The organism is Afipia broomeae ATCC 49717 (genome assembly GCF_000314675.2).
Lineage (GTDB): Bacteria > Pseudomonadota > Alphaproteobacteria > Rhizobiales > Xanthobacteraceae > Afipia > Afipia broomeae.
Genome location: NZ_KB375283.1, coordinates 1,447,160 through 1,473,301, shown reverse-complemented (window position 1 = coordinate 1,473,301; position 26,142 = coordinate 1,447,160). Strand labels below are relative to the sequence as shown.

22 protein-coding genes and 1 pseudogene are annotated in these 26,142 nt (G+C 65.2%); 22 read left to right on the top strand and 1 reads right to left on the bottom strand.

Annotated elements, in window-relative coordinates:
* Positions 1–329: 329 nt before the first annotated feature.
* The 5 genes from HMPREF9695_RS19525 (at position 330) to HMPREF9695_RS19505 (ending at position 7,278) form a co-directional block, all read left to right on the top strand.
* Complete coding sequence (locus tag HMPREF9695_RS19525) at positions 330–1,685, top strand: tyrosine-type recombinase/integrase (protein WP_245258688.1); 1,356 nt, start codon at positions 330–332, stop codon at positions 1,683–1,685.
* Complete coding sequence (locus HMPREF9695_RS19520; RefSeq protein WP_006018699.1) at positions 1,682–3,523, top strand: hypothetical protein; 1,842 nt, start codon at positions 1,682–1,684, stop codon at positions 3,521–3,523. Before HMPREF9695_RS19525 ends, HMPREF9695_RS19520 begins: the two co-directional genes overlap by 4 nt.
* A complete protein-coding gene (locus HMPREF9695_RS19515) occupies positions 3,523–5,685 on the top strand; it encodes a hypothetical protein (protein ID WP_006018700.1) in 2,163 nt (720 codons plus the stop codon). The genes HMPREF9695_RS19520 and HMPREF9695_RS19515 overlap by 1 nt, the downstream gene beginning before the upstream one ends.
* Positions 5,682–6,122 carry a hypothetical protein gene (locus tag HMPREF9695_RS19510; RefSeq protein ID WP_006018701.1) on the top strand — a complete coding sequence of 147 codons (441 nt, stop codon included), beginning with the start codon at positions 5,682–5,684 and terminating at the stop codon, positions 6,120–6,122. The genes HMPREF9695_RS19515 and HMPREF9695_RS19510 overlap by 4 nt, the downstream gene beginning before the upstream one ends.
* A 223-nt stretch (positions 6,123–6,345) precedes the next feature.
* Positions 6,346–7,278: an ArdC family protein gene (locus HMPREF9695_RS19505; RefSeq protein WP_006018702.1), complete on the top strand. Its 933-nt coding sequence runs from the start codon at positions 6,346–6,348 to the stop codon at positions 7,276–7,278.
* A gap of 43 nt (positions 7,279–7,321) precedes the next feature.
* On the opposite strand, the gene HMPREF9695_RS19500 is transcribed toward HMPREF9695_RS19505, so the two are convergent.
* Positions 7,322–7,750, bottom strand: coding sequence for a MerR family transcriptional regulator (locus tag HMPREF9695_RS19500; RefSeq protein WP_006018703.1), 429 nt, complete (start codon positions 7,748–7,750; stop codon positions 7,322–7,324).
* A gap of 85 nt (positions 7,751–7,835) precedes the next feature.
* On the opposite strand from HMPREF9695_RS19500, the gene HMPREF9695_RS19495 reads away from it, so the two are divergent.
* The 17 genes and pseudogenes from HMPREF9695_RS19495 to HMPREF9695_RS19420 all read left to right on the top strand — a co-directional run bounded on the left by HMPREF9695_RS19495 (position 7,836) and on the right by HMPREF9695_RS19420 (position 26,089).
* Positions 7,836–8,261: a mercuric transporter MerT family protein gene (locus HMPREF9695_RS19495; RefSeq protein ID WP_006018704.1), complete on the top strand. Its 426-nt coding sequence runs from the start codon at positions 7,836–7,838 to the stop codon at positions 8,259–8,261.
* A 21-nt stretch (positions 8,262–8,282) separates the two neighbouring features.
* The gene (locus tag HMPREF9695_RS19490; protein WP_006018705.1) at positions 8,283–8,576 is read left to right on the top strand and encodes a heavy-metal-associated domain-containing protein; all 294 of its coding nucleotides are present in this window, start codon (positions 8,283–8,285) and stop codon (positions 8,574–8,576) included.
* A gap of 1 nt (position 8,577) precedes the next feature.
* A complete protein-coding gene (locus HMPREF9695_RS19485) occupies positions 8,578–8,826 on the top strand; it encodes a hypothetical protein (protein WP_006018706.1) in 249 nt (82 codons plus the stop codon).
* Positions 8,823–11,087 carry a bifunctional organomercurial lyase/mercury(II) reductase MerBA gene (gene merBA, locus HMPREF9695_RS19480; RefSeq protein WP_006018707.1) on the top strand — a complete coding sequence of 755 codons (2,265 nt, stop codon included), beginning with the start codon at positions 8,823–8,825 and terminating at the stop codon, positions 11,085–11,087. Before HMPREF9695_RS19485 ends, merBA begins: the two co-directional genes overlap by 4 nt.
* 120 nt (positions 11,088–11,207) lie before the next feature.
* Positions 11,208–12,002, top strand: a pseudogene (locus HMPREF9695_RS19475) (DUF932 domain-containing protein); the annotation flags it as partial.
* Between the two features lie 151 nt (positions 12,003–12,153).
* Positions 12,154–13,272: a DUF3800 domain-containing protein gene (locus HMPREF9695_RS19470; RefSeq protein WP_006022621.1), complete on the top strand. Its 1,119-nt coding sequence runs from the start codon at positions 12,154–12,156 to the stop codon at positions 13,270–13,272.
* A gap of 187 nt (positions 13,273–13,459) precedes the next feature.
* A complete protein-coding gene (locus HMPREF9695_RS19465; protein ID WP_006022620.1) occupies positions 13,460–15,598 on the top strand; it encodes a ParB/RepB/Spo0J family partition protein in 2,139 nt (712 codons plus the stop codon).
* 166 nt (positions 15,599–15,764) lie between these two features.
* A complete protein-coding gene (locus tag HMPREF9695_RS19460; RefSeq protein WP_006022619.1) occupies positions 15,765–16,178 on the top strand; it encodes a hypothetical protein in 414 nt (137 codons plus the stop codon).
* 149 nt (positions 16,179–16,327) lie between these two features.
* Positions 16,328–20,641, top strand: a complete 4,314-nt coding sequence (locus HMPREF9695_RS19455; protein WP_006022618.1) for a strawberry notch family protein — start codon at positions 16,328–16,330, stop codon at positions 20,639–20,641.
* Complete coding sequence (locus HMPREF9695_RS19450) at positions 20,641–21,678, top strand: DUF7146 domain-containing protein (protein WP_006022617.1); 1,038 nt, start codon at positions 20,641–20,643, stop codon at positions 21,676–21,678. The genes HMPREF9695_RS19455 and HMPREF9695_RS19450 overlap by 1 nt, the downstream gene beginning before the upstream one ends.
* Positions 21,679–21,986: 308 nt before the next feature.
* Positions 21,987–22,910, top strand: coding sequence for a DUF2493 domain-containing protein (locus HMPREF9695_RS19445; protein ID WP_006022616.1), 924 nt, complete (start codon positions 21,987–21,989; stop codon positions 22,908–22,910).
* A 133-nt stretch (positions 22,911–23,043) separates the two neighbouring features.
* Entirely contained in the window at positions 23,044–23,448 is a 405-nt protein-coding gene (locus tag HMPREF9695_RS19440; RefSeq protein WP_137903083.1) for a hypothetical protein, read from the top strand.
* Positions 23,449–23,626: 178 nt separating this feature from the next.
* Complete coding sequence (locus tag HMPREF9695_RS26730; RefSeq protein WP_006022614.1) at positions 23,627–23,794, top strand: hypothetical protein; 168 nt, start codon at positions 23,627–23,629, stop codon at positions 23,792–23,794.
* 142 nt (positions 23,795–23,936) lie between these two features.
* On the top strand, positions 23,937–24,377 hold the full coding sequence (locus HMPREF9695_RS19435) for a hypothetical protein (RefSeq protein WP_006022613.1): 441 nt from the start codon (positions 23,937–23,939) through the stop codon (positions 24,375–24,377).
* Positions 24,378–24,958: 581 nt separating this feature from the next.
* On the top strand, positions 24,959–25,282 hold the full coding sequence (locus tag HMPREF9695_RS19430; protein ID WP_006022612.1) for a DUF736 domain-containing protein: 324 nt from the start codon (positions 24,959–24,961) through the stop codon (positions 25,280–25,282).
* Positions 25,283–25,466: 184 nt separating this feature from the next.
* The gene (locus HMPREF9695_RS19425; RefSeq protein WP_006022611.1) at positions 25,467–25,721 is read left to right on the top strand and encodes a helix-turn-helix domain-containing protein; all 255 of its coding nucleotides are present in this window, start codon (positions 25,467–25,469) and stop codon (positions 25,719–25,721) included.
* A gap of 101 nt (positions 25,722–25,822) precedes the next feature.
* Positions 25,823–26,089 (top strand): DNA -binding domain-containing protein, encoded by a 267-nt coding sequence (locus HMPREF9695_RS19420; RefSeq protein WP_024343455.1) that lies wholly within the window; start codon positions 25,823–25,825, stop codon positions 26,087–26,089.
* Positions 26,090–26,142 lie beyond the last annotated feature (53 nt).

Here is a 26,142-nt window from a genome sequence, read left to right as displayed (position 1 = left end):
TTATCCTGACTCTGTGATCCTGTCTCAGAATCAGCCATGGAGATGCATCACCGGTGGTTCCGGTGAGGCTCTTCAGACGTCCGGGTCAAGCGTTCCCGCAGCGTAGCGAGGACAACGCTTGACGCGGCGGCGACACCACAAGCTGTTGATGGGGTGCAGGCGAAGTCCTGCACCCCTGCCACGCGGCGAGCGGGAGAGCGCGAGGGGAACCCCTCGCATTCTAAACAATGAAGTTGCGCCGAAGGCGCTCCGCTTAGGTATCTTGCGTGCAGTTGTATTTTACAGACGTTGATGTTGTTTCGCGCCCGCTTTCGATTGGTGACCTTGCAGTGAACGTGGTGGCCGGCGCGCTCGGCACCGCCGAGCGCGCCGGATTGATCGAGGGCATGCCCTTCATCTTGATGGATGACGGGAGCTACGATCTTCATCTCAATCGATTCTTCCGCGTATGTCCGGGCATGGGTGCGCGGTCGCCGAACACATGGCGCTCCTACGCCCACGACATTCTCGTCTGGGCGCGTTTTCTCAGCGAGCGGCGGGACCGCAAGACGGTCTGGCAGGCCGACCGTCACGACGTGCTGGCCTTTCACCGGGCGCGGCGCCTGTCGGACGCCGCGTTCCGAGTCTCGGCGGCGAGCTGGAACCGCGGCATTGCGGCACTCGATAAGCTTTATCGGTGGGCCGTCGAAGAAGGGATCATCACGACCTCGCCCTTCAGCTATGGCGTCACCCTTCGCAGGGCAGCTGGCACGCGCGCCGTGCTGGCCGTTACGACGAACCGGGCGCGCGAGCGCGCGGCACGGCAGCACGATATGCGTTACGTTGATCTCGGCCGCTATCTGTTATTCCGCGACGTGGGGCTGAGAGGACGCTCGCCCGACGGCACGGACGATCCGACGTGGCGTGGCCGCAATGGCGAACGGAACGCGCTCTTCGCAGAGCTGTTGGTCACGACTGGACTGCGGCTGACCGAAGGCGGTAGCCTGCTTCTGGCTGATCTTCCTCGTGCGACAGAAGCCGGATTGCGCTCGGTCGTATTCGATCTGCCAGGCGCGGTCGCCAAGGGCGGACGGCCGCGCCGTGTTCGCATTCCCCGTCGGGTATTGGCGCTGATCAATGACTACATCGATCTCGAGCGAACCATATCGTCCGCCCGATGGGAGCCATCGGTCACCAATCCACTCTGGTTGGCGCCGGAGGGCGGGAGGATCGTCGACGCGGCGGGCAAGCGGGTCCGGCTCGATCGGCTGACGCCGAGCGAGCGACGGCGTGTGCTGATCGGCGTGCCCGGCAAGGCGCAACACGCCTTGCTCTGGTTGACGGAAGGTGGCCGGCCGGTCCCATCAGCCACTTGGGAAGCGGCTTTTCGCCGGGCCTGCGTCCGCTGTCGCCGTTTCGGGATCGACCTCGACGTATCGCCCCATACATTGCGGCACTCCTTCGCCGTCAACATGCTTTCAATGCTGATCCGCGAGCAGATTGGCGCGGTGTTCGATCCGCAGGATCGGCACGGCGCGGCCTATCGCCGGATTCTCGGCGATCCCTTGCAGAAGCTGCAGCATCTGCTGGGGCACGCGAGTGTGACCAGCACCTACATCTATCTCGACAGCTTGGCTGAAGCGCAGGAACTGGTCGAGGCGGCCGCGGATCGCTGGGCCCAAGATACGGCCGGTGATGCGCAATGACCGCCGCCATGACTACATCGGCGCGGCGGCCTGGCCGTCGTGCCCTCTTTCCCGAGACGCTGCCCGATCCCGAGGAGGAAGCTGCAGCGGCGATCGCATCGCTCCGCTTCCCTGTCACCCTCGCGGACCGCACCGTGACGATCGACCTGACGATGCTGGGCGGTCGCAGAGCATTGGCGCGGACGCTTGCGGGGGCGCTTTGGCGCGCCTGCCAGGTTGGCGGTCCGGCAGGCTCGATCTCGACCGCCGCTGCCTACGCCAATGCGCTCAAGATGTTCTGGCGCTACCTCGACGCCGGCACTCATCACGTGATGCGTCTGTCGGACGTCAACGCCGCGTGCATCGACGGTTTCGACGCTTGGATGGAAGAGAGTGGCCTGCATCCCAATCATCGGTTGCACCGGATGAGCAAGGTGCTCAATCTGCTCCGGCTGGCGGATGCGGCAGAACCGCGGCAATTGCCACCTGATGCGTCGCGCCGGCTCATGTACACGAGTAATCGGCCGGGCGTGCGCGCCCAACCGCGCGATGCCTATGGCGATGATGTTGCGTCGGCACTGCGAAGTGCAGCACGCGCCGACCTCAGCGCGATCATGCATCGCTTTGCTGCGGCCGAGCGCCTTCCGGCGCACGACGATGCCGATCGGAGCAGCGTTCTGGCAGCAGCACACGAAGCGGCCATGGCAGCGATCGATGTCGAAGGCGTCATCGGGCACCGGCATCCGCTCTTCAAACGGCTCTATACGCTTCGCCGGGAAAGCGGTTTGGCGAACGATCGCCTGATCCACGATCTCCATGGCCGTCGGCACCTCCTCGCCGCCGACTTGGTGCCGCTCATCGTTCTCATTTCGCTCGAGTCTGGTCTCGAGGTCGAAGCCATCAAGGGATTGCGGTCAGACTGCCTGAAGAACCCATCCGGCGGCTATGTCGAGATCGAGTATTGCAAGCGGCGGGCGCGCGGCGCCGAGTGGAAGCGACTGCGCGTCCGCGCTGGCGGATCGTCGACGCCCGGCGGCCTGGTTCGGAAGGTGCTGCACTGGACGGAAGCCGCCAGACACCGGCTCGGCGTGCACTCGCTGTGGGCTCATTTCGCCTGGGGCCGGCTGACCCCACGCGTCCTAAGCATGAAGGAAGTTATCGCCTCATGGGTCGGACGGCATGGCATCCTCGACGAGCAGGGCCGGCCGCTCCGCCTCAACCTGACCCGCCTGCGCAAGACCCATAAGGCGGCATGGTATCGCCGAACCGGCGGCCAGCTCGACCGCTTCGCGGTCGGGCACAGCATCGCGGTCGCGGCCAATCACTACGCCGACATTCCCGCGCTTCGCCATCTCCACGAAGCGACCATTGCCGACGCCATGACCGATGCGCTCGACGCCGCTCGGCAGCCGCACGTCTTGTCATCAGGGCAGGAGGCCGCCCTTCGAGCTGATCCTGACGAGGCCGGTGATCTGGCGGTCACGGGCGCCGCCGCCGTCAATGCCCTGTTAAGCGGCGAGCAGGACGTCTGGCTCGCCAGTTGCGGCGGCTTCTACAAGAGCCCGTTCGGGGCCGACGGCGAAGCCTGTCCGTCGCCATTCTGGGGATGCCTGGAATGCAGCAATGCGGTGATTACCGCCCGCAAGCTGCCCGCGCTCCTGTCGTTCCTTACCTTCATCCGCGCGCAAAGGCAGACGCTCACCGAACATGACTGGACGACGAAGTTCGGACGCGTTCACAGACGGATCGCCGATCAGATCCTGCCCCGCTTCAGTGATGCCGAGATCGAGCAGGCGCGTCAGGTCGCGGCTTCAGACCCGGCGCTGATTTACCTGCCGCCTGAAGCGGGAGCGCCGTGATGCCGACGCCGATCACGCTGCCGGCGCGGCGGTCGCTGCCATCCGCCATCTATGGTGACGACGAGCCTGTCCTCGCCGGCGTCACGGTCAGGGAGGATGTCGACCGCGCGCAGCTTCCCCGTTTCGGTGACGATCACTGGGATTTGGGCGCCACCATCTTCCGCGTGAACGCCCGCTACAGCAATTATCGGCTGAACTTCGCCCGCATCGCCGATCCTGTGACGCAGCGGCTTGCGAAGGAGTATGTGATCGCCCGTTTGCGCATCCATGTGCCGGGATACCGCGCGCCTTGTGGTGCGACCTCGGCGATCCGCTTGCTGCGCTACATCCAGCATTTCGCGGCGTTTCTCAGCACAAGGATCGGTGCCGTCGATCTGAGCCGGATCGATCAGGCGCTGCTCGATGCCTATCTGGTGCACGCCCGCGACGGCGGGCGGCGAACGCCCAACGAGACGGTGAAGTATGTCGAAGTGCCGATCGATCTGCATCATTTGTCGCCATGGTTGACGGGCGGCGGCATCGGCATTCTTCCGTGGCGCGGGCGCGCGGCGCACCATGTTGCAGGACGTCCGCCTGCGCCCGCCGAGAATGCCACGCCGCGCATTCCCGAGCCGATCATCGGCGCCATGCTTCGCTGGTCGCTCAAGTACATCGAGGTCTATGCGCCGGATATCCTGGCGGCGCGCGCAGAACTCGATGCCCTGGAAGCCCGCTGCGCTCGATTGATGGCGCGCGATGCCCGGACAAGTCGAGCCGTTGCCAAGACCTACCGCGCCCGTGTCGCGAAGTGGGTCGACGCGCGCCGGGCCGCAGGCCGAGGCGTGCCGATCTGGGAGCGGGCGCCCAACGCCGCCCGCCGGATCGATCCGCTGACCGGCCGCGAGATTCCTCCCTACAACCTCCATCTGATGCGGCTGCATGTCGGAGCTCCCGAGAGCGGGCGCGTCAGCCAATCCGAACCGACCGCGCGGCTGATCGATGCCGCGGCGGCTGAACTGGGAACCGAGATCGGCGGTCTCAATACGCCAATCTCGATCGATACCGACACGGGTTTGCCATGGCGCGAGCGCTTCGACGGCTTAAGCCTCGCCCGCGAGGAGCGGATGCTGCAAGCCGCCTGCTATGTGGTCTGCGCCTATCTCACCGGCATGCGCGACAGCGAGGTGCAAGCCATGCAGCCGGGCTGCGTGTCGGCGGTTCGTAGCGCCGATGGCCTGGTCGAACTCTACCGGGTGCGCAGCACCGTCTACAAGCGTCAAGGCGCACGCGGCATGATGGCCGACTGGATCACGATCGAGCCGGTCGCTCGCGCCGTCGCGGTCATGGAGGCCCTCTCCGCACCTAATCGCCGCGAGAAGGGATTGTCATCCTTATGGGTGACGCTGAAGGATTGGCCCTGGAGCAACGATCATCTCGGCATGGGTGCGACGATCACGCTCAATCTGTTTCGCGACGGGCTGGATGCGCGCTCCGCCGACACGCCGGCGATCCCACGGATCGGAGACGAGCCCTGGAAGTTCACCACCCGGCAATTACGCCGCACGGTCGCATGGTACATCGCCAATCGGCCGTTCGGCACCGTTGCGGGAAAGATCCAGTACAAGCACGCCTCGGTCGCCATGTTCGAAGGCTATGCGGGCTCGGCGCACACGGACTTCCGTCTGGCCGTGGAGCGCGAACGCGCGCTTGGCCAACTCGACGACATCGTTGCTCATTACGAAGCGTTTCTTCGTCATGAGGGTCCGGCGGGACCAGGCGCGACACGATTGCGGCGGGAGTTCGCGCGTGTGCAGGACGAACTCGGCGAGCTTCCCGGCCGGATCATGGATCGCAAACGGTTGCGCACCATGTTGGCTCATCTCGGTCGAACCTTGCACGTCGGCTTTCTCAACGACTGCCTCTTCGATGCCGCGACCGCGCTGTGCCTCAACGCCGCACCGCATTCCGAGCGGGCGGCACCGGCCTTGTCCCGATGCAGCCCCGATCGCTGCCCGAACGCCTGTTTGACCGCCCGACACCGCGAGCCGTGGCAAGCCTCGATCGCGGACGGCGAAGCCCTGCTCGCCGACCGGCGCCTGTCGCCGCTGCAGCGCGCGGCCATCACACGCGACAACGAACGCAAGCGTCGGCTGATCGCACATCTGATGGACGGTGATGCATGACCAGCCTGGGTCCGAAGAGCGAGGCGGCATTGAGGGCGGGAATGGCACGACTGCTCGACGGTCGGCCCGAGCGCACCGACGGCGCGCTCACCGTCTCCAATCTGGCGCGCGAGGCCGGCGTCAGCCGGGCAACGGCGAACCGTGCGATCGATCTTCTTGCTGAGTTTCGCGCCGCCGAAGTACGCCACCGGCGATCATCTCCCCAGGCACTGAAGGAGCGTGTCCGCTTCCTCGAAGCCGAGCTCCGGGCCGTGCGTGGCGCCGAGATGACCGAGTTGCGTGCGCTCACCCGCACACTCGCACAGCACATCCAGGTGCTGACGTTGCAGGTTGCCGAGCGTGACGAGGTGATTGTCGGCTTGCAGAATGAACTGGCGCGATCGAATGAGGCCAAGGTCGTTCCGCTGCGGCGCTCGCCGCGAGATGGCGCTGGCTGAGAGCCACGCAATATCCCCGTAACCGGCCGGTCCTGCGGCCATCGGTCGTGGCCGACGTCTCCTGTGCTCGCCCGTCGAGGCAGGGGCTCGGTTGTGGCAGACGTTGCCAGCCCGTCAACCCTGTTCCGCACCGGTAACCGAGAACAGGGTGTGACGGCCCGGCTCGCCGCGTCTGCCCCTGCCGCTTCGCCCTCGACGGAGAGGGCGAGCACAGGAGGCACCCATGACCACCAATCGCAACAGCCAGGCCCGCACCGTCAACGATATCTACGAGCGCGTGACCAACCAGATCATCGCCGCCATCGAGGCCGGCGCCGGAGATTACCGGATGCCCTGGCATCACGACGGATCGGCCATCACCAGGCCCGTCAACGTCACTTCACGCAAGGCCTATCGCGGCGTCAACGTCATCACCCTCTGGGCTGCGGCGCATGCGGCCGGCTATCCCGCCGGCATCTGGGGCACCTATCGCCAATGGCACGAACTCGGCGCTCAGGTTCGCAAGGGCGAGCGCGGCCACCTCGTCGTGTTCTGGAAGACGGCAGATCGCAGCAGCGACACAGATCGTCAGGATGGCGACGACAATCATCACGAGCCCGCACGGCGCCTGTTTGCTCGCGGCTACACTGCCTTCAATGCCGCTCAGGTCGACGGCTACACACCGCCCGAGCTGCCGGTGCTTCCCGAGGTCGAGCGGATCGAGCACGCCGAGCGCTTCTGCGCCGCCCTTGGCATCGATATTCGCCACGGCGGATCACAAGCTTGCTACATCCCGTCCAAGGATCACGTGCAGATGCCCGAGTTCGCTTGCTTCCGGGACGCGATTGCCTACTACGCCGTGTTGCTCCACGAATGCGGCCACGCTTCCGGCGCCAAGAATCGCCTCGACCGCGATCTCTCCGGACGGTTCGGCTCGGCCGCCTACGCCATGGAAGAATGCACGGTCGAGCTTCTCAGCGCCATGATCTGCGCCGACCTCAACCTCAGTGTTGAGCCACGACCCGACCACGCCCGCTACATCGCCTCCTGGCTCGAAGTGCTGCGCTCCGACAAGCGCGCCATCTTCACCGCGGCGAGCAAGGCACAAGAGATCACCGACTGGATGCACGCCCGGCAAGCCAATGCTCATGGGCACGACGTCAGGGGCGCTGCATAGGCGCCCCCTCAACGGGCCGTTTCAAAGGGTCCACCGGGTGCGATCAGTTGACCGCACCCTCCCGGAACAGCGTCTCGATCAGCGCGCATTCCGGCAACGTGCCGTCAGCACATTGCGCGACAACCTTCTTGAGCACCCGCTCCATGCGCTTCAGATCGGCGATCTTCGCCTGCACGTCCTCAAGGTGTGCGGCGGCGACGGCGCGCGCCTCGGCACAGGGCTGGTCGCGCTCGTCGACGAGACGCAGTAGCTCACGGATTTCATCAAGGGAGAAGCCGAGCTCGCGCGCCCGCAACACGAAGCGAAGGCGCCGCTCATGCGACGTGTCGTAGCTGCGGTAGCCGCTCGTTGTACGCGGCGGTTCGGGCAGAAGGCCGACCTTCTCGTAATAACGCACCGTCTCCAGATTGCAGCCCGTTCGCTGGGCGAGTTCAGCCCGCTGCAGTCCCTTCACCACGGCGTGATCGCGCATCGCAAAATCCTTCTTGACCCTGTAGCGACTACAGACCGCATGGTACGGCACGCTTAGGATTTCGACAAGGAAAGAGAGAGTGGACATGGTCGCATCGCGATCCAGAACGGCAAGCATGGCGCCTCTTGTGGCGGATCCCTCCGCGTCCGAGCGCGGCGAGGTCGGACGGCAGCGTCTGATCGCCGTTGGCGGCATTTTCGGCGCGCTCGCCGCCTCGTCCTGCTGCATCGTGCCGCTGATCCTGTTCAGTGTCGGCATCGGCGGCGCCTGGATTGGCAATCTGACGGCGCTTGCACCCTACAAACCGATCTTCGTCGCCGGAACGGCAGGCCTACTCGGATACGGCTTCTACCTTGTTTACTGGAAGCCCAGACGGGCCTGTGCTGATGGCGCTGCCTGCTCACGCCCCATTCCCAGCCGCCTTGTTCAACTCGCGCTCTGGATGGCGACCGCGCTTGTGATCGCCGCCTTCGTCTTCGACTACGTTGCCCCACTGCTGCTTCGCACCTGACACCAAGAGGAGACCCGACCCATGAAGAACAGTTTGGGCGCTTTCGCCCTGATCGCCTCAGTGATGACGGCGTCGACCGCATTCGCCGGCGAACGCACGATCACCTTCGCTGTCGACAACATGACCTGCGCCTCGTGTCCCTACATCGTGAAGAGTTCGATGGAGGGGGTCCTCGGCGTCGCAAAGGTCGCCGTTTCGTTCCGAGCCAAAACCGCGACCGTGACCTTCGACGACGCCAAGACAAACCCGGCCACCATCGCGGCCGCCAGCATGAACGCGGGCTATCCAGCCCGTCCGGTGCAGCAGGGCAGTTGAGGTGAATGACCGCGCCCTCATCGGTGCAGGCACGGCTGGCGCCGTCCTCGCTGTGATCTGCTGCGCGGCGCCGCTCCTCGCCGGAGTCCTGCCACTGGCCGGCCTCGGCGCGTGGCTGGCAGGTGCAGGTCTGGTGATGCTTCCCCTGGTGATCACGTGCTTCGGTCTCGTCGCGTGGGCTATCCATCATCGCCGTGCAAGACCCGCCTGCAGCGAGACCAAGATTCACAACGAAGGCGTGAAGCCATGAACGACTGTTGCGCATCCTCCTCGTCTCGCGACAAGCTTGCAGCTTCCGCATCCGCGACGCTCCCGAGCTACGTCGTGCGGCCGGGCGTGACGTTTCCGGATTGGTCTGTGGTCAAATCACCAGCGGTCAAGGACGCCCTGCTGGCCATGGTCGGGTCCGACCATGTGTTCGATCGCTGGAGCGGCTACGATCCCGCCACCGACCGCGTTCGCATCGCGCTGCTCCAGCTCTACGCGGAACATGGCCGAGCTCCGGCCGCAGACGCGCTTGCGGAGCGCGCAGGGTTGAGCGAGACGTCCGTCCGGGCTCTGCTCGAAGAGCTCCGCCGTCGCGACCTGGTCGTGCTCGACGGCGAGCGGATCGTCGGCGCCTATCCCTTCACCGATAGTGACACCGGCCACCGGGTCACACTCGACGGACGTGTTCTCAACGCAATGTGCGCGGTCGACGCACTCGGCATTGGCGCCATGACTGATCGCGATGTCACGATTGCATCGCGCTGCCGCCATTGTGGTGCGCAAATTCGGGTCACCACACGGGATCAAGGTCGGATGCTGGCTCGCGTTGAGCCGAATACGTCGGTCATGTGGCAAAGCGTCCGCTATGAAGGCGCGTGCGCTGCGAACTCGCTTTGCGCGACGACCGCCTTCTTCTGTTCGGACGACCATCTCTCCGCCTGGCGCCGTGAACAGGCGGCGGACGAGGCCGGATTTCGGCTGTCGATCGAGGAAGGGATGGAGGCTGGCCGCGCTCTGTTCGGCCCGAGCCTCGCCGGCCTCGATACCCCGGCACAATCGTCGGTCGGCTCGACATCGAAGAACCCTGCAGCGGCGGACCGTCGCTTTCGCACGAACGATCGCAATGGTGGCGCCTACGATCTCGTCGTCATCGGCGCCGGCTCGGCCGGCTTCTCGGCCTCCATCACAGCGGCCGATCAGGGCGCGCAGGTGGCGCTCATCGGCAGCGGCACCATCGGCGGCACCTGCGTCAATATCGGCTGCGTGCCGTCGAAGACTCTGATCCGGGCCGCCGAGACGCTTCACAACGCGCGTGTAGCAGCACGTTTTGCCGGCATCACGGCGGAGGCCGAACTGACCGACTGGCGCAGCACCGTTCGTCAGAAGGATGCACTCGTTTCCGAACTGCGCCACGCCAAGTACACGAATCTGCTGCCCGCCTATAACGGCATTGCTTATCGCGAAGGCGCGGCGCGCCTCATAGAAGGTGGTGTCGAGGTGGACGGCGCGCGCATTCCCGCCGGCAAGATCATCATCGCGACCGGCGCGCGGCCGGCTGTGCCCGCCATCCCCGGCATCGAGACCGTACCCTATCTGACCAGCACGACCGCGCTCGACCTTGAGGAGCTACCACGATCGTTGCTCGTCATCGGCGGCGGCTATATCGGGGCCGAGCTTGCCCAGATGTTCTCCCGCGCGGGCGTCAAGGTGACGCTCGTATGCCGGTCCCATTTGCTCCCCGAGGCCGAGCCCGAGATCGGCGCGGCGCTGACAGGATATTTGCAGGACGAAGGGATCACCATAGTCTCCGGCGTTGCCTACCGTGCGATCCGCAAGACCGAGCACTGCATTGCGCTCGATGTTTCGCGCGACGACCAGAACACGACGATCGACGCCGATCAGGTGCTGATTACCACCGGGCGCGCGCCCAACATTGAAGGTCTTGGGCTTGCCGAGCGCGGCATCACCGTCTCGCTGAAGGGCGGCATCGTTGTGGATGACCGCATGCGCACCACCGGGGCCGGCATCTATGCCGCCGGCGACGTCACCGGCCGCGACCAGTTCGTCTACATGGCCGCCTATGGCGCCAAGCTCGCCGCCAAGAACGCCCTCAATGGCGACAGCCTGCGCTACGACAACAGCGCCATGCCTGCCATCGTGTTCACCGACCCGCAGGTGGCGAGCGTCGGGCTGACCGAGGCCGCGGCGCGCACGGCCGGGCATGCCGTCCGTGTTTCCACGATCGGTCTCAACCAGGTACCGCGCGCGCTCGCCGCTCGCGACACCCGGGGACTCATCAAGCTCGTGGCTGACGCCGGCAGCGGCCGGCTGCTCGGCGCGCACATTCTCGCGCCGGAAGGGGCCGACAGCATCCAGACCGCAGCACTTGCGATCCGGCAGAGCCTTACCGTCGAGGACCTCGCGGATACGATCTTTCCGTATCTCACCACTGTCGAGGGCTTGAAGCTCGCAGCGTTGTCATTCGGAAAGGACGTCGCGAAGTTATCCTGTTGCGCTGGGTGAGCTAGGGCCCCTAAGCGATCCGCGAATCTGTCTCACGCGCCGACATCCAGCGGCAGTCCGCATTTTCAGGCAAACGCCGCCGCAAATCCGACTGAGACAGCTTGACTGTTCAGATAAGTTGCTGAGCAGATCAAGACCCTCGAGACCGACGACGGCCGCGTCGAGCTGCGCGCCGTGACCGGCCCCGACTACGGCCGGATCTACGACCACGAGCTGGTCGAAGCCGTGCAGCGCATCGCCGGCAACGGCACCGGCGACACCCGTTGGAAAGTGCCCGGTGTCCTCGACTGGTCGACCGGCGTCTATAATCCGCGCGTCGACATCACCAAGGACACCACGACGCTCTACGCTTCCGATCGCGACGTCTTCCTTTTCCTCGTCGACGATCTGAATCCGATCGAAGCCGGCAAGCTCGCGGATGGATCGCCCGATCTCTATTTCAGGGGCTTCTATGCCTGGAACAGCGAAGTGGGCGCCAAGACCCTTGGTATCGCGTCCTTCTATCTCAGGGCCGTGTGCCAGAATCGCAATTTGTGGGGCGTCGAAGATTTCGAGGAGATCTCCATCCGCCATTCCAAATACGCCGCTTCGCGCTTCGCCCATGAGGCGGCGCCGGCCTTGCTCAGCTTCGCGGACTCCTCACCGCAGCCGTTCATCACCGGCATCAAGGCGGCGCGCGAACGCATCGTCGCGCACAAGGACGAAGAGCGCACCGAATTCCTGCGCCGCCGCGGCTTCTCGAAAGCCGAGACGGGCAAAATCATCGACGCGGTGCTGGCCGAGGAAGGCCGCCCGCCGGAAAGCATCTTCGATTTCGTCCAGGGCATCACCGCCGTCGCGCGCGACAAGCCCCACCAGGACGCGCGGCTCGAGCTCGAAGGCAAGGCCAAGAAGCTGCTCGATCGCGCCGCCTGATCCCCGCAATGCCGGAGATGCGGTTGTCCGTGTCTCCGGCTTTGCGTCCCCTAGCCATACTGTTTCCGGGCTGTCTTGTGGCCCAGATCCAGGTCACCTATTCAGTGGTGCGGCATGGAGCACAATCGCCAAACGAGCGACTGGATACAGAATGCTAGAGCAGGCGCCTGCGGAATATTACATCGATGAAAGCGGCAATACCGGCGACCTGAGCACGGTCAAAATCGACTCCTACTTCGTCGAACAGCGCATGTTCGCCTTGGCTGCATTCGGCTGCACGCTCGACCAGGACTTCACCGATAAATTGGGCGCACTAAAAAAGGCGCACCGCATCCAGTCGTCGGAGCTCAAATCAAAACAGGCTTATGACAAGCCGCGCTTCATCTTTGATCTTCTGGACCTCCTTGAGACGCGCCGCGCCCCAATCTTTATCGAGCTTGTCGACAAGCACTTCTTCGTTGTCGTGAACATCATCGAGCGAATGGTGGTGCCCTATGTGGGGGAATGCGACACTCAACCTGGCGCCCTTTGGATGAAGGGCGTTATGGCGAACTACATGGCGCTATATGCACCTCCCGAGCTGGCTCACGCCTTTGCCGCATGTTGCCAAAGCAGAGACCACGCGGAAATACGCGAACTTTACAAGCAAATAATTCGGTGGGCGCAGGGAAGCGGAGTTCCGCCTACTGACGTGGCGGCGGGGATCATCCGTTTTGCGCGCGACAGCTTGAAGGACTTCCGCAAGCTGCCGAAAGCCAAGGCCGTCGAGCGGGCATTACCGATTCCCGACAAGAATCCCGCCGGGAAGCTGCTCTGGGTTCTGCCGAACCTGACATCGTTCACCAACATCTACGCCCGGATCAATCGCTTCGCGCGAAAGCAGGTTTCCGGCGTGACGCTGTTCCACGACGAGCAATTGCAGTTCGGAGACATTCTTCTGCACAACAAGAAGCTCGCAGAGGACCTGGCGCAGCTTGGCGTGAAATTGCCCCTGCAGACGGCCGACTTCGAATTCTCGCAGGCGGCCGACCTGCAATTCCAGCGATCGCACGATTCTATCGGCATTCAGGTCGCCGACGTCCTCGCCGGTTTCATCGCGCGATATGTACAGGACGCTGTGTGGGGCGGCGCCCCCATGCATCCTGACAAGGTAGCGATTTTCCGCCGCCTCGTCGCAACAGGCGACCGCAGCTTGGGTTCGGGTGTCAACTTCGTCGCGCCCGACAACATGATCCGCTTCCTCGGCATCGAACCGCGCTCGAATTTCTAGGGCGGCATCAAGCCGTCATGGGCGAATACGAAGGACTGGCGCGGGATCATCGCCGGTTCTGGCAGTGACCTTACCGATGGCGTTTGATGGTGTCGCTGCCCTCCTAGAGTGAGAGGGCGGTGCTTCGCTTCGTGACGGGTTTAGGGTCGAGAGAGAGGCTTTCGGCGCCCGTCGCGGAGTAAGTCTCATGGCAACTGCCATTCAGAAGATCACCCTGTCGTCGGCGCAGGACATCCCCTTCAACAAGCTGGTGCTGAGCCAGTCGAACGTCCGCCGCGTCAAGGCTGGCGTCTCGATCGACGAGCTGGCCGAGTCGATCACCCGGCGCGGTCTCATCCAGTCCCTCCACGTCCGGCCGGTGCTCGATGCCGACGGCCAGGAAACCGGCATGTACGAAGTGCCGGCGGGCGGGCGTCGCTTCCGCGCGCTGCAGCTCCTCGTCAAGCAGAAGCGCCTCACCAAGACCTCCAAGGTGCCGTGCGTGGTGTCGGACGCCAATGCCGACATCCTCGTCGACGAGGTGTCGCTGGCCGAGAATATCGAACGCGCCCCGCTGCATCCTCTCGACCAGTTCCGCGCGTTCCAGGCGATGCGCGAGAAGGGCATGACCGAGGAGGCGATTGCGGCTGCATTCTTCGCGTCCGTCCAGGTCGTGAAGCAGCGGCTTCGCCTCGCGGCCGTCTCGCCGTCATTGCTCGATATCTATGCCGAGGACGGCATCACGCTCGAACAGCTCATGGCCTTCACCGTCACCAACGATCATGCGCGTCAGGAGCAGGTCTGGGAGTCGGTTCGCAATAGCTGGCAGAGGGAACCCTACCAGATCCGGCGCATGCTGACCGAGACCGCCGTCCGCGCATCCGACAAGCGGGCCGTATTCGTCGGCATCGATGCCTATGAAACCAACGGCGGCTGCGTGCTGCGCGATCTCTTCCAGGATGACGACGGCGGCTGGCTGCAGGATCCTGCGCTGCTCGATCGCCTGGTCGCCGACAAGCTGAAAGCCTCCGCCGAAGCGATCGCCGGCGAAGGCTGGAAATGGATCGAGGTGGCGATGAGCTTCCCCTATGGCGCCACCCACGGCCTGCGCGAGATCGTGGGCACGCCGCTCGACCTGACGGCTGACGAACAGGCGACCATCGAGGCGCTCAACGCCGAGTGCGCCAAGCTGGAGGCCGAATATGAGAACGCCGACGAGTTGCCGGACGAGATCGATCAGCGCCTTGGCGAAATCGAAACCGCGCTCGCCAGCTTCGACGAGCGGCCGGTCCACTACGAACCCGCCGACATCGCGATCGCCGGGGTCTTCGTCAGCCTGGACGCCGACGGCACGCTGTCGATCGACCGCGGCTATGTCCGACCCGAGGACGAGATCGCCAACCAGGCGGGCGATGGCGAGGGTGAAGAGCAGGATGGCGGCGACGATGACGCTGACTATCCGGCGTCGCCTTCGGTCCAGCGCGCGGTCATCACCATCTGCGGCAAACCTGCCGAGCCCGAGGAGGAGGACGAGGACGACACGATCAAGCCGCTCCCCGATCGACTGATCACGGAGCTGACCGCCGATCGCACCCTCGCGCTCCGCGACAAGCTCGCCACCGATCCCTCGGTCGCCTTCGTCGCCGTCCTGCACAAGTTCTGCCAGGACGTGTTCTACGGCGGCAGCCAGTACGGCTTCGCGATGGAGGTCAGCGTGCGGGGCACGACCTTCCATTCGCAGCCCGAAGGGCTTCGTGACAGCGTCTATGCCAAGGCGATCGAGGCCCGGCACGATAGCTGGCGCAAACGGCTCCCGGCCAAAGTCGCTGATCTCTGGGATGGGCTGGCCGCACTGACTGGCCCCGAACAGGCCGAACTCTTCGCCCATTGCGCTTCGTTCGGCGTCAATGCGCTTTATGAGCGGGCCGATCGCTACGGTGGCCGTGTCTCGGCGCATAGTGTCGAACAGCGCATCGCCGAAGCCGATCGCCTGTCGCTGGCGGTCGGGCTCGACATGGCCGAAGCCGGGTGGCGGCCGACCGTCGCCAACTATCTCGGCCGCGTCACCAAGCCCCGCATCCTCGAAGCGGTGCGTGAAGGCGCCGGCGAGCGCGCCGCCCAACTCATCGCACATCTGAAGAAGGGCGACATGGCGACCGAAGCCGAACGTCTCCTCGCCGAGACGGGCTGGCTGCCCGAACCGCTGCGCAATTCCGGCGCCGATGCCGAAAGCACCGAGGCGGACTCTGGCGAGGGCGACGAGGCGTTGCCGGACTTCCTCGACGGCGATGACGAGGAGACCAACACCGATGATGAGGAGGAACGGCACCTCGCCGCCGCGGAGTGACGGCGGTCCTCATCTGACTTGACGAGCCCGGCGTCCCTTCGGGGGCGTCGGGCTTTTTTCATGCGCGCCGATCGAGAGGGAGAGTTTGGCCCGGACGTGGCGAGCCGGACATGGAGGAGAGAGCGCCTGCCGGCTCTCCCGTTCCCTGCTCTCCGGGAGTGGCCTCATGGCCGACTATTTCACCCATTTCTCATGCCTGCTCGATGTCGGCACGCCCGAGACCGCAGCCCGCGCGCTCGATCTCTACAACCAACTGTCCGAGGACGGAGCATCCGAGGAACCGCCGTCCGATGGCTTCCTCCTGTCCATCCAGCCCGAGCATGGCGGCTCCAAACTCTGGATGCGCGACGATGTCACCGGCGATCCCGAACGGCTGATCCAGTTCGTCATACGCTGCGCCGCCGAATTCCACCTCACCGGCCGATGGGGCTTTCAGTACGCCAACACCTGCTCCCGGCCGCGTCTCGATGGCTTCGGTGGCGGCGCGCATGTCCTCGATCTCGCGACCGGCGAAACTGTGGCGTGGATCTATACCAACGGTTGGCTCGCCGAGGTGATCGATGGCGGCGATGGTGCCTGACATCATCGAGACCATTGTCTGTCGCTTGATGGCGCGGCCGGGCCGCGCCCCTTGAGAGCGAGAGGAAGGCCGGGACGGGTTTGAGCCCGTCCGGTCCGAGAGAGAGCGCCGGCGGGCTTTCCCGCTCCGCTCTCCCGAGGACGTCTCCCATGAATGCTCACACCCTTGCGGCGGCGCTGCCGACCGCCGCCGATCAGCCGACCGACGCTGCCGCCATCCATGCCGCGGCACTTCTCCTCCTTCCTCACATCGAGCGCGGCGAGCGCATCGACGCCGCGGTCTTGCGCACCGCCATGGAGACCGCCTTCGGCGCGTCCGATACTGCCGGCGCCTGGGACTGGAAGGACGCCTATGACGCCTGCGAAGCCGCAACCGTCCTCATGCTCCGCAAATACGGAAAGGCGCTTTTGCGCAAAGCCGGGTCTCCGGCTGCGGCGGTTCCTCTGTTCGGCAAGATCGCGGGACTTCTGCCCACCCACACGCGCCGCTCCGAGGAGGCGCAGGCCTTCCAGCAATTCTCGACGCCGATCCCGCTCGGCCTGGCCGCGATCACTGCGGCCGCCATCACACCCGCCGATCGCGTGCTCGAACCATCGGCCGGCACCGGCCTGCTCGCCATCCTCGCCGAGATCGCCGGCGGCACGCTTGTCCTCAACGAACTCGCCGAAACCCGGGCCGCACTCATCTCCTCCCTCTTTCCGGCCATTCCCGTGACCCGCTTCGACGCAGCCCAGATCGACGATCATCTCGACCCGGCGACCGTCCCAACAATCGTGGTGATGAACCCGCCATTCTCGGTCCTCGCCAATGTCGAGGGGCGTGTCGCCGACGCAGCCTATCGCCATCTCGCATCCGCGCTCGCGCGGCTCGCCGATGGCGGGCGCCTGGTCGCGATCACCGGCGCGAATTTCGGCCCCGACATACCGGCCTGGCGCGACGCCTTCGTCCGCCTGCAGGAGAGGGGCCGCGTCGTGTTCACCGCCGCCGTCCATGGCTCAGTCTATGCCAAGCACGGCACGACCGTCGAAACCCGGCTGACCGTGATCGACAAGATCCCGGCCGACGAGCCATCCGCATTTCCGGCGTCCCCCGGCACCGCTCCCGACATCGCCACGCTGATGACGTGGATCGCCGAGCATGTGCCGCCGCGCCTGGCTGTCGCGCCTGCTGTTCAGGTCATGCCGACCGGCGCCACGCCGCGCACCGTTCGCGGCTATCTCGCGCGCACCGCGGCGACATCGGCGACCCGCGTGGGCCTCGCCGATCCCGAGGGCGTGCCGCTCGCCTATGAGACCGTCGACTGGACCCCGGCCGAGGGCGCCCGCCTCAGCGACGCGATCTACGAGCAATACGGATTGCAGACGATCCGTATTCCCGGCTCTCAGGCCCATCCCACCAAGCTCGTGCAATCCGCCGCCATGGCCTCGGTCGCCCCGCCCAAGCCGAGCTATCGGCCGACGCTGCCAGCGACCATCATGGACTCGCTCTCAGACTCCCAGCTCGAAACCCTGATCTTCGCGGGCGAAGCCCATTCCGATTTTCTCGCAGGTTCCTGGACCATCGACGACACTTTCGATGTCGTGGCGGCCGCCGCCGATGATGCAAACGGCGTCGTCCGCTTCCGCCGCGGCTTCTTCATCGGCGACGGCACCGGCGTCGGAAAGGGGCGCGAGTCGGCCAGCATCGTGCTCGACAACTGGATGCAGGGCCGGCGCAAGGCGGTCTGGATCTCCAAATCCGACAAGCTGATTGAGGATGCGCAGCGCGACTGGTCCGCACTCGGCATGGAGCGCCTGCTGGTCACGCCGCTCTCGCGCTTCCCGCGGGGCAAGCCGATCGCTCTGCCGGAAGGCGTCCTATTTACAACCTATGCCACGCTGCGTTCCGACGACCGCGGCGAGAAGGTTTCGCGGGTCAAGCAGATCGTCGAATGGTTGGGCTCCGATTTCGACGGAGTGATCATTTTCGACGAGGCGCACGCGATGCAGAACGCTGGCGGCGGCAAGGGAGAACGGGGCGATGTCACGCCCTCGCAGCAAGGGCGCGCGGGGCTTCGCCTGCAGCACGCCTTGCCCAATGCCCGCGTCGTCTATGTCTCCGCCACCGGCGCCACCACGGTCCAGAACCTTGCCTACGCGCAGCGCCTCGGTCTGTGGGGTGGCGACGATTTTCCCTTCTCGACCCGCGCCGAGTTTGTCGAGGCGATCGAGGCCGGCGGCGTCGCGGCGATGGAGGTGCTTGCCCGCGACCTTCGCGCGCTCGGCCTCTACACCGCCCGATCGCTGTCGTTCGACGGCGTCGAATATGAGCTGGTCGAGCACGAGCTGACCGCCGAGCAGCGGCGCATCTACGATGCTTATGCCGGCGCCTTCGCCATCATCCACAACCATCTCGATGCGGCCATGCAGGCGGCCAACATCACCGGCTCGACCGGGACGTTGAACCGCCAGGCCAAATCCGCCGCGCGCTCCGCCTTCGAAAGCGCCAAGCAGCGTTTCTTCGGTCATCTGCTAACATCGATGAAGACGCCGACGTTGATCCGCTCGATCGCGGCGGACCTGGAGGCCGGGCATTCCGCGGTCATCCAGATCGTCTCGACCGGCGAGGCGCTGATGGAACGGCGCTTGGCCGAAGTTCCGACCGAGGAGTGGAATGACATTCGCGTCGACATCACGCCCCGCGAATATGTCCTCGATTATCTCGCCCATTCCTTCCCGGTGCAGCTCTACGAGCCCTTCAGCGACGGCGAGGGCAATATGTCCTCGCGTCCGGTCTTTCGCGACGGCCAGCCGGTCGAGAGCCGCGAGGCGGTCGCCCGCCGCACCGAGCTGATCGAGAAACTCGCGAGCCTTCCGCCGGTGCCGGGCGCGCTCGACCAGATCGTCCAGCATTTCGGCGCGGACGTGGTGGCCGAAGTCACCGGCCGCTCGCGTCGTATCGTGCGCAAGGGACAGCGCCTTGTGGTCGAGACCCGCGCGGCGTCCGCCAATCTCGCCGAGACCCAGGCCTTCATGGACGACATGAAGCGCGTGCTCGTGTTCAGCGATGCCGGCGGTACGGGCCGCAGCTACCATGCGGAGCTGTCGGCACGGAACACGCGGCTTCGCGTCCACTATCTGCTTGAGCCGGGCTGGAAAGCCGACGCCGCGATCCAAGGCCTCGGCCGCACCCACCGCACCAACCAGGCGCAGCCGCCGCTCTTCCGTCCGATCGCGACCAATGTGAAGGCGGAGAAGCGCTTCCTATCGACCATCGCGCGCCGGCTCGACACGCTGGGCGCGATCACGCGCGGACAGCGCCAGACCGGCGGCCAGGGCCTGTTCCGACCCGAGGACAATCTGGAGAGCCACTATGCGCGCGATGCGCTTCGCCAGCTCTACATCCTGATCGTCCGCGGCAAGATCGAAGGGTGCTCGCTCCAGCGGTTCGAGGACACGACCGGCCTGAAGCTGATGGACGACAACGGCATCAAGGACGAGCTCCCGCCGATCACAACCTTTCTCAACCGCCTGCTCGCGCTCACCATCGACCTGCAGGACGTCCTGTTCGCCGCCTTCGAGCAGCTTCTGACCGCCAAGGTCGAGGGCGCGATCGCCGCCGGCATCTACGACATCGGACTGGAGACGCTGCGCGCGGAGAGCTTCGTCGTCACCGATCGCCAGACCATCTACACCCATCCCGGCACCGGCGCGGAAACCAGCCTGCTGACCATCCAACAGCGCGAGCGCAACCGGCCGATGACCGCCGAGGAGGCGATGGCTTGGCTCGACGATCCGGTCGCCAAGTTGCTGGTCAACGAGCGCTCCCACCGCGCCGCGGTTCAGCTTCCAGCGCCTTCGCTGATGCTCGACGACGGGGAGATCGAACGCCGCGTGCGGCTGATCCGGCCGATGGAGCAGCATCACGCCTCCATCCGCATGATGGACGAAAGCCATTGGATCGCCGCCAGTCGCGCCGAGTTCACCGCCGCCTGGAACGCCGAGATCGCGGAGGTGCCAGCCTATTCCGATTCCACGATCCACATCGTCGCTGGCCTGCTGCTGCCGATCTGGAAGCGGCTGCCCAACGAGTCGAGCCGTGTCTATCGGCTCCAGACCGATGACGGGGAACGGATCATCGGCCGCCGCGTGTCGCCCGCATGGGTCGCCAACGCCACGACAGTCGGAACGACGAACCTGTCCGCCGACCATGCCTATGCCGCGCTCATCGAGGGCAAGACAATCCTCGATCTCGCCGAAGGCCTCCAACTCCGTCGCGTGCGCGTCATGGGCGCCGATCGCATCGAACTCTCCGGCTTCACCGACGCGATGCGCGAGCGCCTGCGCGCCTTTGGCCTCTTCAGCGAGATCATCTCGTGGAAGCTCCGCTTCTTCGTGCCCGTCGGCGCGGACGGCGCGACCATCATCGGCAAGCTGATCGGCACCTACCCGATCCAGCGCGTCGGCGAGCGGGAGGCAGCGTGATGGCCCGTCTCGACGCATCCGATCTCGCGCAACGTCTCGGCCGACAGGCCGAGGCGGTGTGCCGCCATTATCTCAGCAATGGCCACCGTCAGGGCAACTACTGGCAGGTGGGCGACGCCCGTAACACTAAGGGCCGCTCGATGTACGTCCGGCTCAAGGACTCGCCCAAAGGCCCCGCCGGGAAATGGACTGACGCCGCTACCGGCGAGCATGGAGACCTCCTCGACGTCATCCGCGAGAGCTGCGGCCTCATCGACTTCAAGGATGTCGCCGACGAGGCTCGGCTCTTCCTCAGCATGCCACCACCAGCGCCGGAACCCTCCGCCTTCCAGCCGCTGGCGCCCGCACCACATGGATCGCCCGAAGCCGCACGGCGCCTCATCCGCATGTCGCAGCCGATTGCGGGCACAATCGTCGCGGCGTATCTCCGGCAACGCGGCATTACGGATCTCCGTGGAGCCGGAAATCTGTATTTCCACCCGCACTGCTATTATCGCCCGGACGAGCATGCGCCGACCGAGACTTGGCCGGCCATGATCGCCGCTGTCACTGACCTCGACGGCATGATCACCGGGGCGCATCGCACCTGGCTCGACTCACGACGCCACGACAAGGCGCCATTCGAAACCCCGCGCCGGGCGATGGGCGATCTCCTCGGCAACGCGGTCCGCTTTGGCGCTGGTGGCGAAGTGATGGCAGCCGGCGAAGGCATCGAGACGGTCCTTTCAATCCGCCAGGTCGTGCCCAACATGCCGATGGTGGCGGCGCTCTCCGCGGCACATCTCGCCGCCATCCTGTTCCCGGACACGCTGCGGCGGCTCTACATCCTGCGCGATGACGATCCGGCAGGCGATGGTGCGCGTGACAGCCTGATCGAACGGGCGAACGCGGCCGGGATCGAGGCGATCGTGATCTCTCCACAGCTCGGGGACTTCAACGAGGATCTCCGCACCCTCGGCATCGCGACATTGCGCAGTCAGACTCGGGTACAGCTCGGGCCGCAGGACGTCGCACGCTTCATGGCGCTGGCGGCATAGCCGGTAAGGAAGCGGCAGCGGCCCCGCCGCCGTACTCGCTCAGACGCAGCGGATCGGAGAGGACCGCGCCTCGGCCTTCGAGAGGGCGATCGGCCCACAGGCAGGCCGGCCCGGCAATGGCTGCGGCCGACTATTTTCCGGCGCGGCCCCAAGGGGCCGCTTTCCATCGCGAAACAAAATAGCCGGCCTCCGCCATCCTCCGCTGACGCTCCGGCCCTCGCTCGCGCTCCGGGTGCAGGGCCGCCCCGCCGGTGTGCTTCGTCGCCATGAAGGCCGCGACGGTCGCGGTCCATCCGACGGAGCATCCGATGCGCGATCTCGACGACTACGAACCGCACCACGAATCCTCACCGACTGACCACGTCCTCAACGAATTGCAGCTCCACGGCTACCGGCCTTTCGCCGACGAACCCGATCAGCGGCTTCTGCCGGACGGCAACGCGGTCGCGGGCGCGGTCGCCGACATCTTCGACGCCCTGATCGTGACCCTGGAGGACACGCGCCTCGAACCCGACCTCGACGATCTCCTCTGGTCGACCGTGAACGTCTTTCATCGCGCCGCCGAACGGATCAACCGCGAGCTCGACGACAACGAGCAGGCCCAAAAGCGCTCCCAACGCGAACAGGACGGCAGCGAGGTGAAGTCGGTCGATCTCGAGCGCCTGATCGCCGAGGGCAAGACACAGGTCGAACGCCAGACCGCCTTCGAACTGATGCGCGACCAGGCCGCCGAGCACTACGAACGCCAGGTCGGCAAAGCCTGGCTCCCGCGGTCAGGATCGAAGGTCAATCATCGCAACCTCACCTCGGCGATGATCGACAGCCGCGACTTCATCATGGCGAAGAAGCGTGCCGAGCAGGAAGTGCTCCTGCCGCCTGGACCGAAGATCGCCGTCACCGGCGGGCTCGATTTCGACAACCATCACCTCATCTGGGCCAAGCTCGACCAGGTTCACGAGAAGCACCCCGACATGGTGCTGATCCACGGCAAGTCGCCGAAGGGTGCCGAGAAGATCGCTTCTCTCTGGGCCAGGAATCGCAATGTCCCACAGATCGGCTTTGCACCCGACTGGACGAAGCACGGCCGGGCAGCACCCTTCAAACGCAATGACGAGATGCTGCAAATCCTGCCGAAGGGCGTGCTGCACTTCCCCGGCACCGGCATCAATGACAACCTCGCCGACAAAGCCAAGAAGCTCGGCATCCCGGTGTGGAAATTCGGCGGCGCGTAAGCGCCGCCGCATCGGGCACCTGCTAAACGGCCAAGCCTATGGCATAACGCAACGAATGCAGCGACTGAAGCCACTCCCGAAACCGGCACGTTCGGACGCCGTTCTCGCTGCGGTTTTCCTGGAGAATGCCACCGTGAAGGCTGCAGCCGCCGAATGGGCGGCGGATCAAGGATTCGACAATCAAGCCCTTCATGCGATTGCAATTGCCATCGAACTCCTCCTCAAATCCTATCTGCTTAACGTCGCGACCGATGATGTTTGGAACCGCGCGAACATCGGGCACGATCTCGCCAAGGCACTCCATTATTCGGCTCAAGCCGGCTTGGTGCCTCCTTCACGCATCGAGTGGATTATCAGCCACCTCCATCCGCATTTTCAGCGTGGCGGGTTTCAGCGCGAGCCGTCGAGGAAATGGCCACCAGGCTTTGCGGATGACGCAGGTGAGGTCGCACGGCAGCTCGCGCAGACAGTACGGCTTCACCAACGTCACGGCCACATCGACTCGGCTTCCAGCCCGGAGAAGACCACTCCCCGCTGAATGGCGCTGGTCCTTGGTCCAGCCGATGGCCTGACGCCATCAACCCGTAAAGGGTCGGACTACGCATAGCGTGCCGCCGCGCCGGCGTTGCCTGCGCGGTGATTGCGGCCATCGGCCGAACACATCGGGCGCCTGTCAGCGGGGGGATGGTCCTCCGCTCGAAACAGGAGCCGGATCGATGTCCTTCCCCGACGCACACGCCTTCGCCTTCAGCCTCGCCACCACGCTGATGGCCGTCATCGTCATCTTCCGCGCGGGCGACGGCACTCTCTCGGTGACACCCGCAAACGAATACGACGGCGACGTCTCGGAGATCGTCCACGAGGTCGATCCCTTCGCCCCATGACGGCGCGCCACCCTTCCAGGCGACGCGGAGACCCCTGCGGTTTCCGCTCCCGACGGAGCACAGCTTTTGCTATGCTCCCGAATGCGCCGTGGTGGTGGTGGAAGGCGCGACCGTCAGAATTTGCTCTTTCGGAGACACCACCATGATTATCCTCGGCATTGTCCTATCCTTCGCAGCCATCGGCATCTTGTGCTGGTTGCTGTTCACGCTCGCGGTGTTCGCACTGCCATTCTTCGCGGGCGTGACCGCCGGCACCTGGGCCTATGACACTGGCGCGGGCTGGCTCGGCGCCATCCTTATCGGCATGCTCGGCGCCGGCCTGACGTTGGGCGTGGGGCAGCTCTTGCTTGGAATTGTCCGCCCGCTCTGGGCACGCCTGCTGATCGCGCTGGCATTTGTCGCACCCGCGGCGATCGCCGGCTTCCACGCCACGCATGGCATCGTGAAACACACCATGCCGTCGGAGACCTGGCAGCTCGTGTTCTCCGTCATCGGTGCGGTCGCGGTCGGCGTCACCGCGTTCGCGCGCGTCGCTGGGATGGCAAGCACCGGCCCGTCCAGCCAGGGCATTGCACCAGCCTGACACCACGACGGAACCGTCGCCGGGACGACCAGTCGGGGGTTTCAGCCCTCAGCGTTGTGCAGTTGGAGAGGGAGCCGCGTCACCGGAACCTGACTGAAGCCCATCGTGCGGCCGCCTCAACAGCGCCCGGATTTCTGCTCGGCGCCTCTGTGCGCGGGAACGGTGCAACACGAAGTCGAGGGCGTCATCTCCACTGGCCGACTTCGAAACGAAAGCTCGACCCTCGCCTGTACAAGGGGAGGACGGGTCGCAGATGATCTTCAGCTTGCGCCGTCTGCTGGTTGCGACCGGGTCGCCATGATCTTCCGTTCCTGATTGTCTCCAGACCGCTCCGAACGGCCTCTCCAATGGCCTGATCTGACCGAAGGACGGCTGCGCCTCGACCGCCTATGCCGCAACGGCGCGTCCCGACTTTCTTCCCCTGCCGGCCAAGGCCGTCATTCCTCGCGAAACAACAAAGTCGTTCCTGCCATCCTCCGCGTTGCTCCGGTCGCAAGCGATGCGGCGTCGGTCGCCTCCGGCCTGTCGATCGCCATCGAGGCCGCAATGGAGCGGTCCCGAAAACGAAACGGAGACTTACAATGGCGACCATCGGCACCTTCAAGAAGACCGGCTCGAACGAGTTCACCGGCGAAATCGTAACCCTCAGCGTCCAAGCCAAGGGCGTGCGCATCGTCCCCGACACCCGCGCCACCGGCGAGAACGCCCCCAGCCACCGGGTTCTGGTCGGCCGCGCGGAAATCGGCGCCGCCTGGTCCAAGCGCTCCAACGAGGGCCGCGACTATCTGGGCCTCAAGCTCGACGATCCGAGCTTCAACGCCCCCATCTACGCCAACCTCTTCGACGACGAGGACGGCGACACCCACTCGCTGATCTGGTCCCGCCCGACCCGCCGCGGCGACTGAGCCCCGAGCAAGGCCCCGGCCGAACAGGCCGGGGCCTTTCCACTGCTAGCGCGAATCACTTCGGCCGCCCGGCGAGGGCACCGCCAGCCCTGAGACGCCGATTACCCTCGCAATGGGCGCAAAGAACGACTATTATAGTCGTAGTTCTGGCAAGCGTGTGTCCGTCGGTGGGAGGTGATCATGCATGATCACCGCCCGACAATCGCGGGCCGCACGCGCGTTGCTGGGGTGGACACAGGAGACGCTCGCTGACAAGGCCCGGACATCGCTAACCGCGCTCAAGCGCCTTGAGTCCGAAAGTGGATTAGAGGTGTACGAGTCGACGCGCGATCAGGTGCGAAGGGCGCTTGAAACAGCCGGTATCGTCCTGCTTTCCACCGACAAGGGCGAAGGAGTGCTGCTGCTCCATGAGCGGGACGACCGGCCGACGAGGCGTTAGCAGCGCCGTGATCGCGTGGCGCACACCATCCATCGCACGTTGTCACAGTAATGCCGGGCACGAGTGTTAACGAATGCTTTCCGCGCGAATATAGTCGCCTGATGGAATCCGCGATGCCGCCGTTTCTCGATGCGCCTCCGATCAGCCAGACCCTCACGGCCTATGACCGCGAGCATATGGTTCTCTATCTGCGCCTGCTCGATTCCTCGCGCGACGGAGCTGATTGGCGCGAAGCCGTCCAGATTCTCTTTGGCCTCGATACGGCACGTGAGCCGCAGCGGTGCCGCCAGGTCCATGACACGCATCTCGCCCGCGCGCAGTGGATGACCGAGCACGGCTATCGAGACTTGGTCCGCTCCGCACAGTGATCGCCGCGATGCCGTTTCGGCACCACCCTTTGCCGGCCCTCTGACTTCCACTG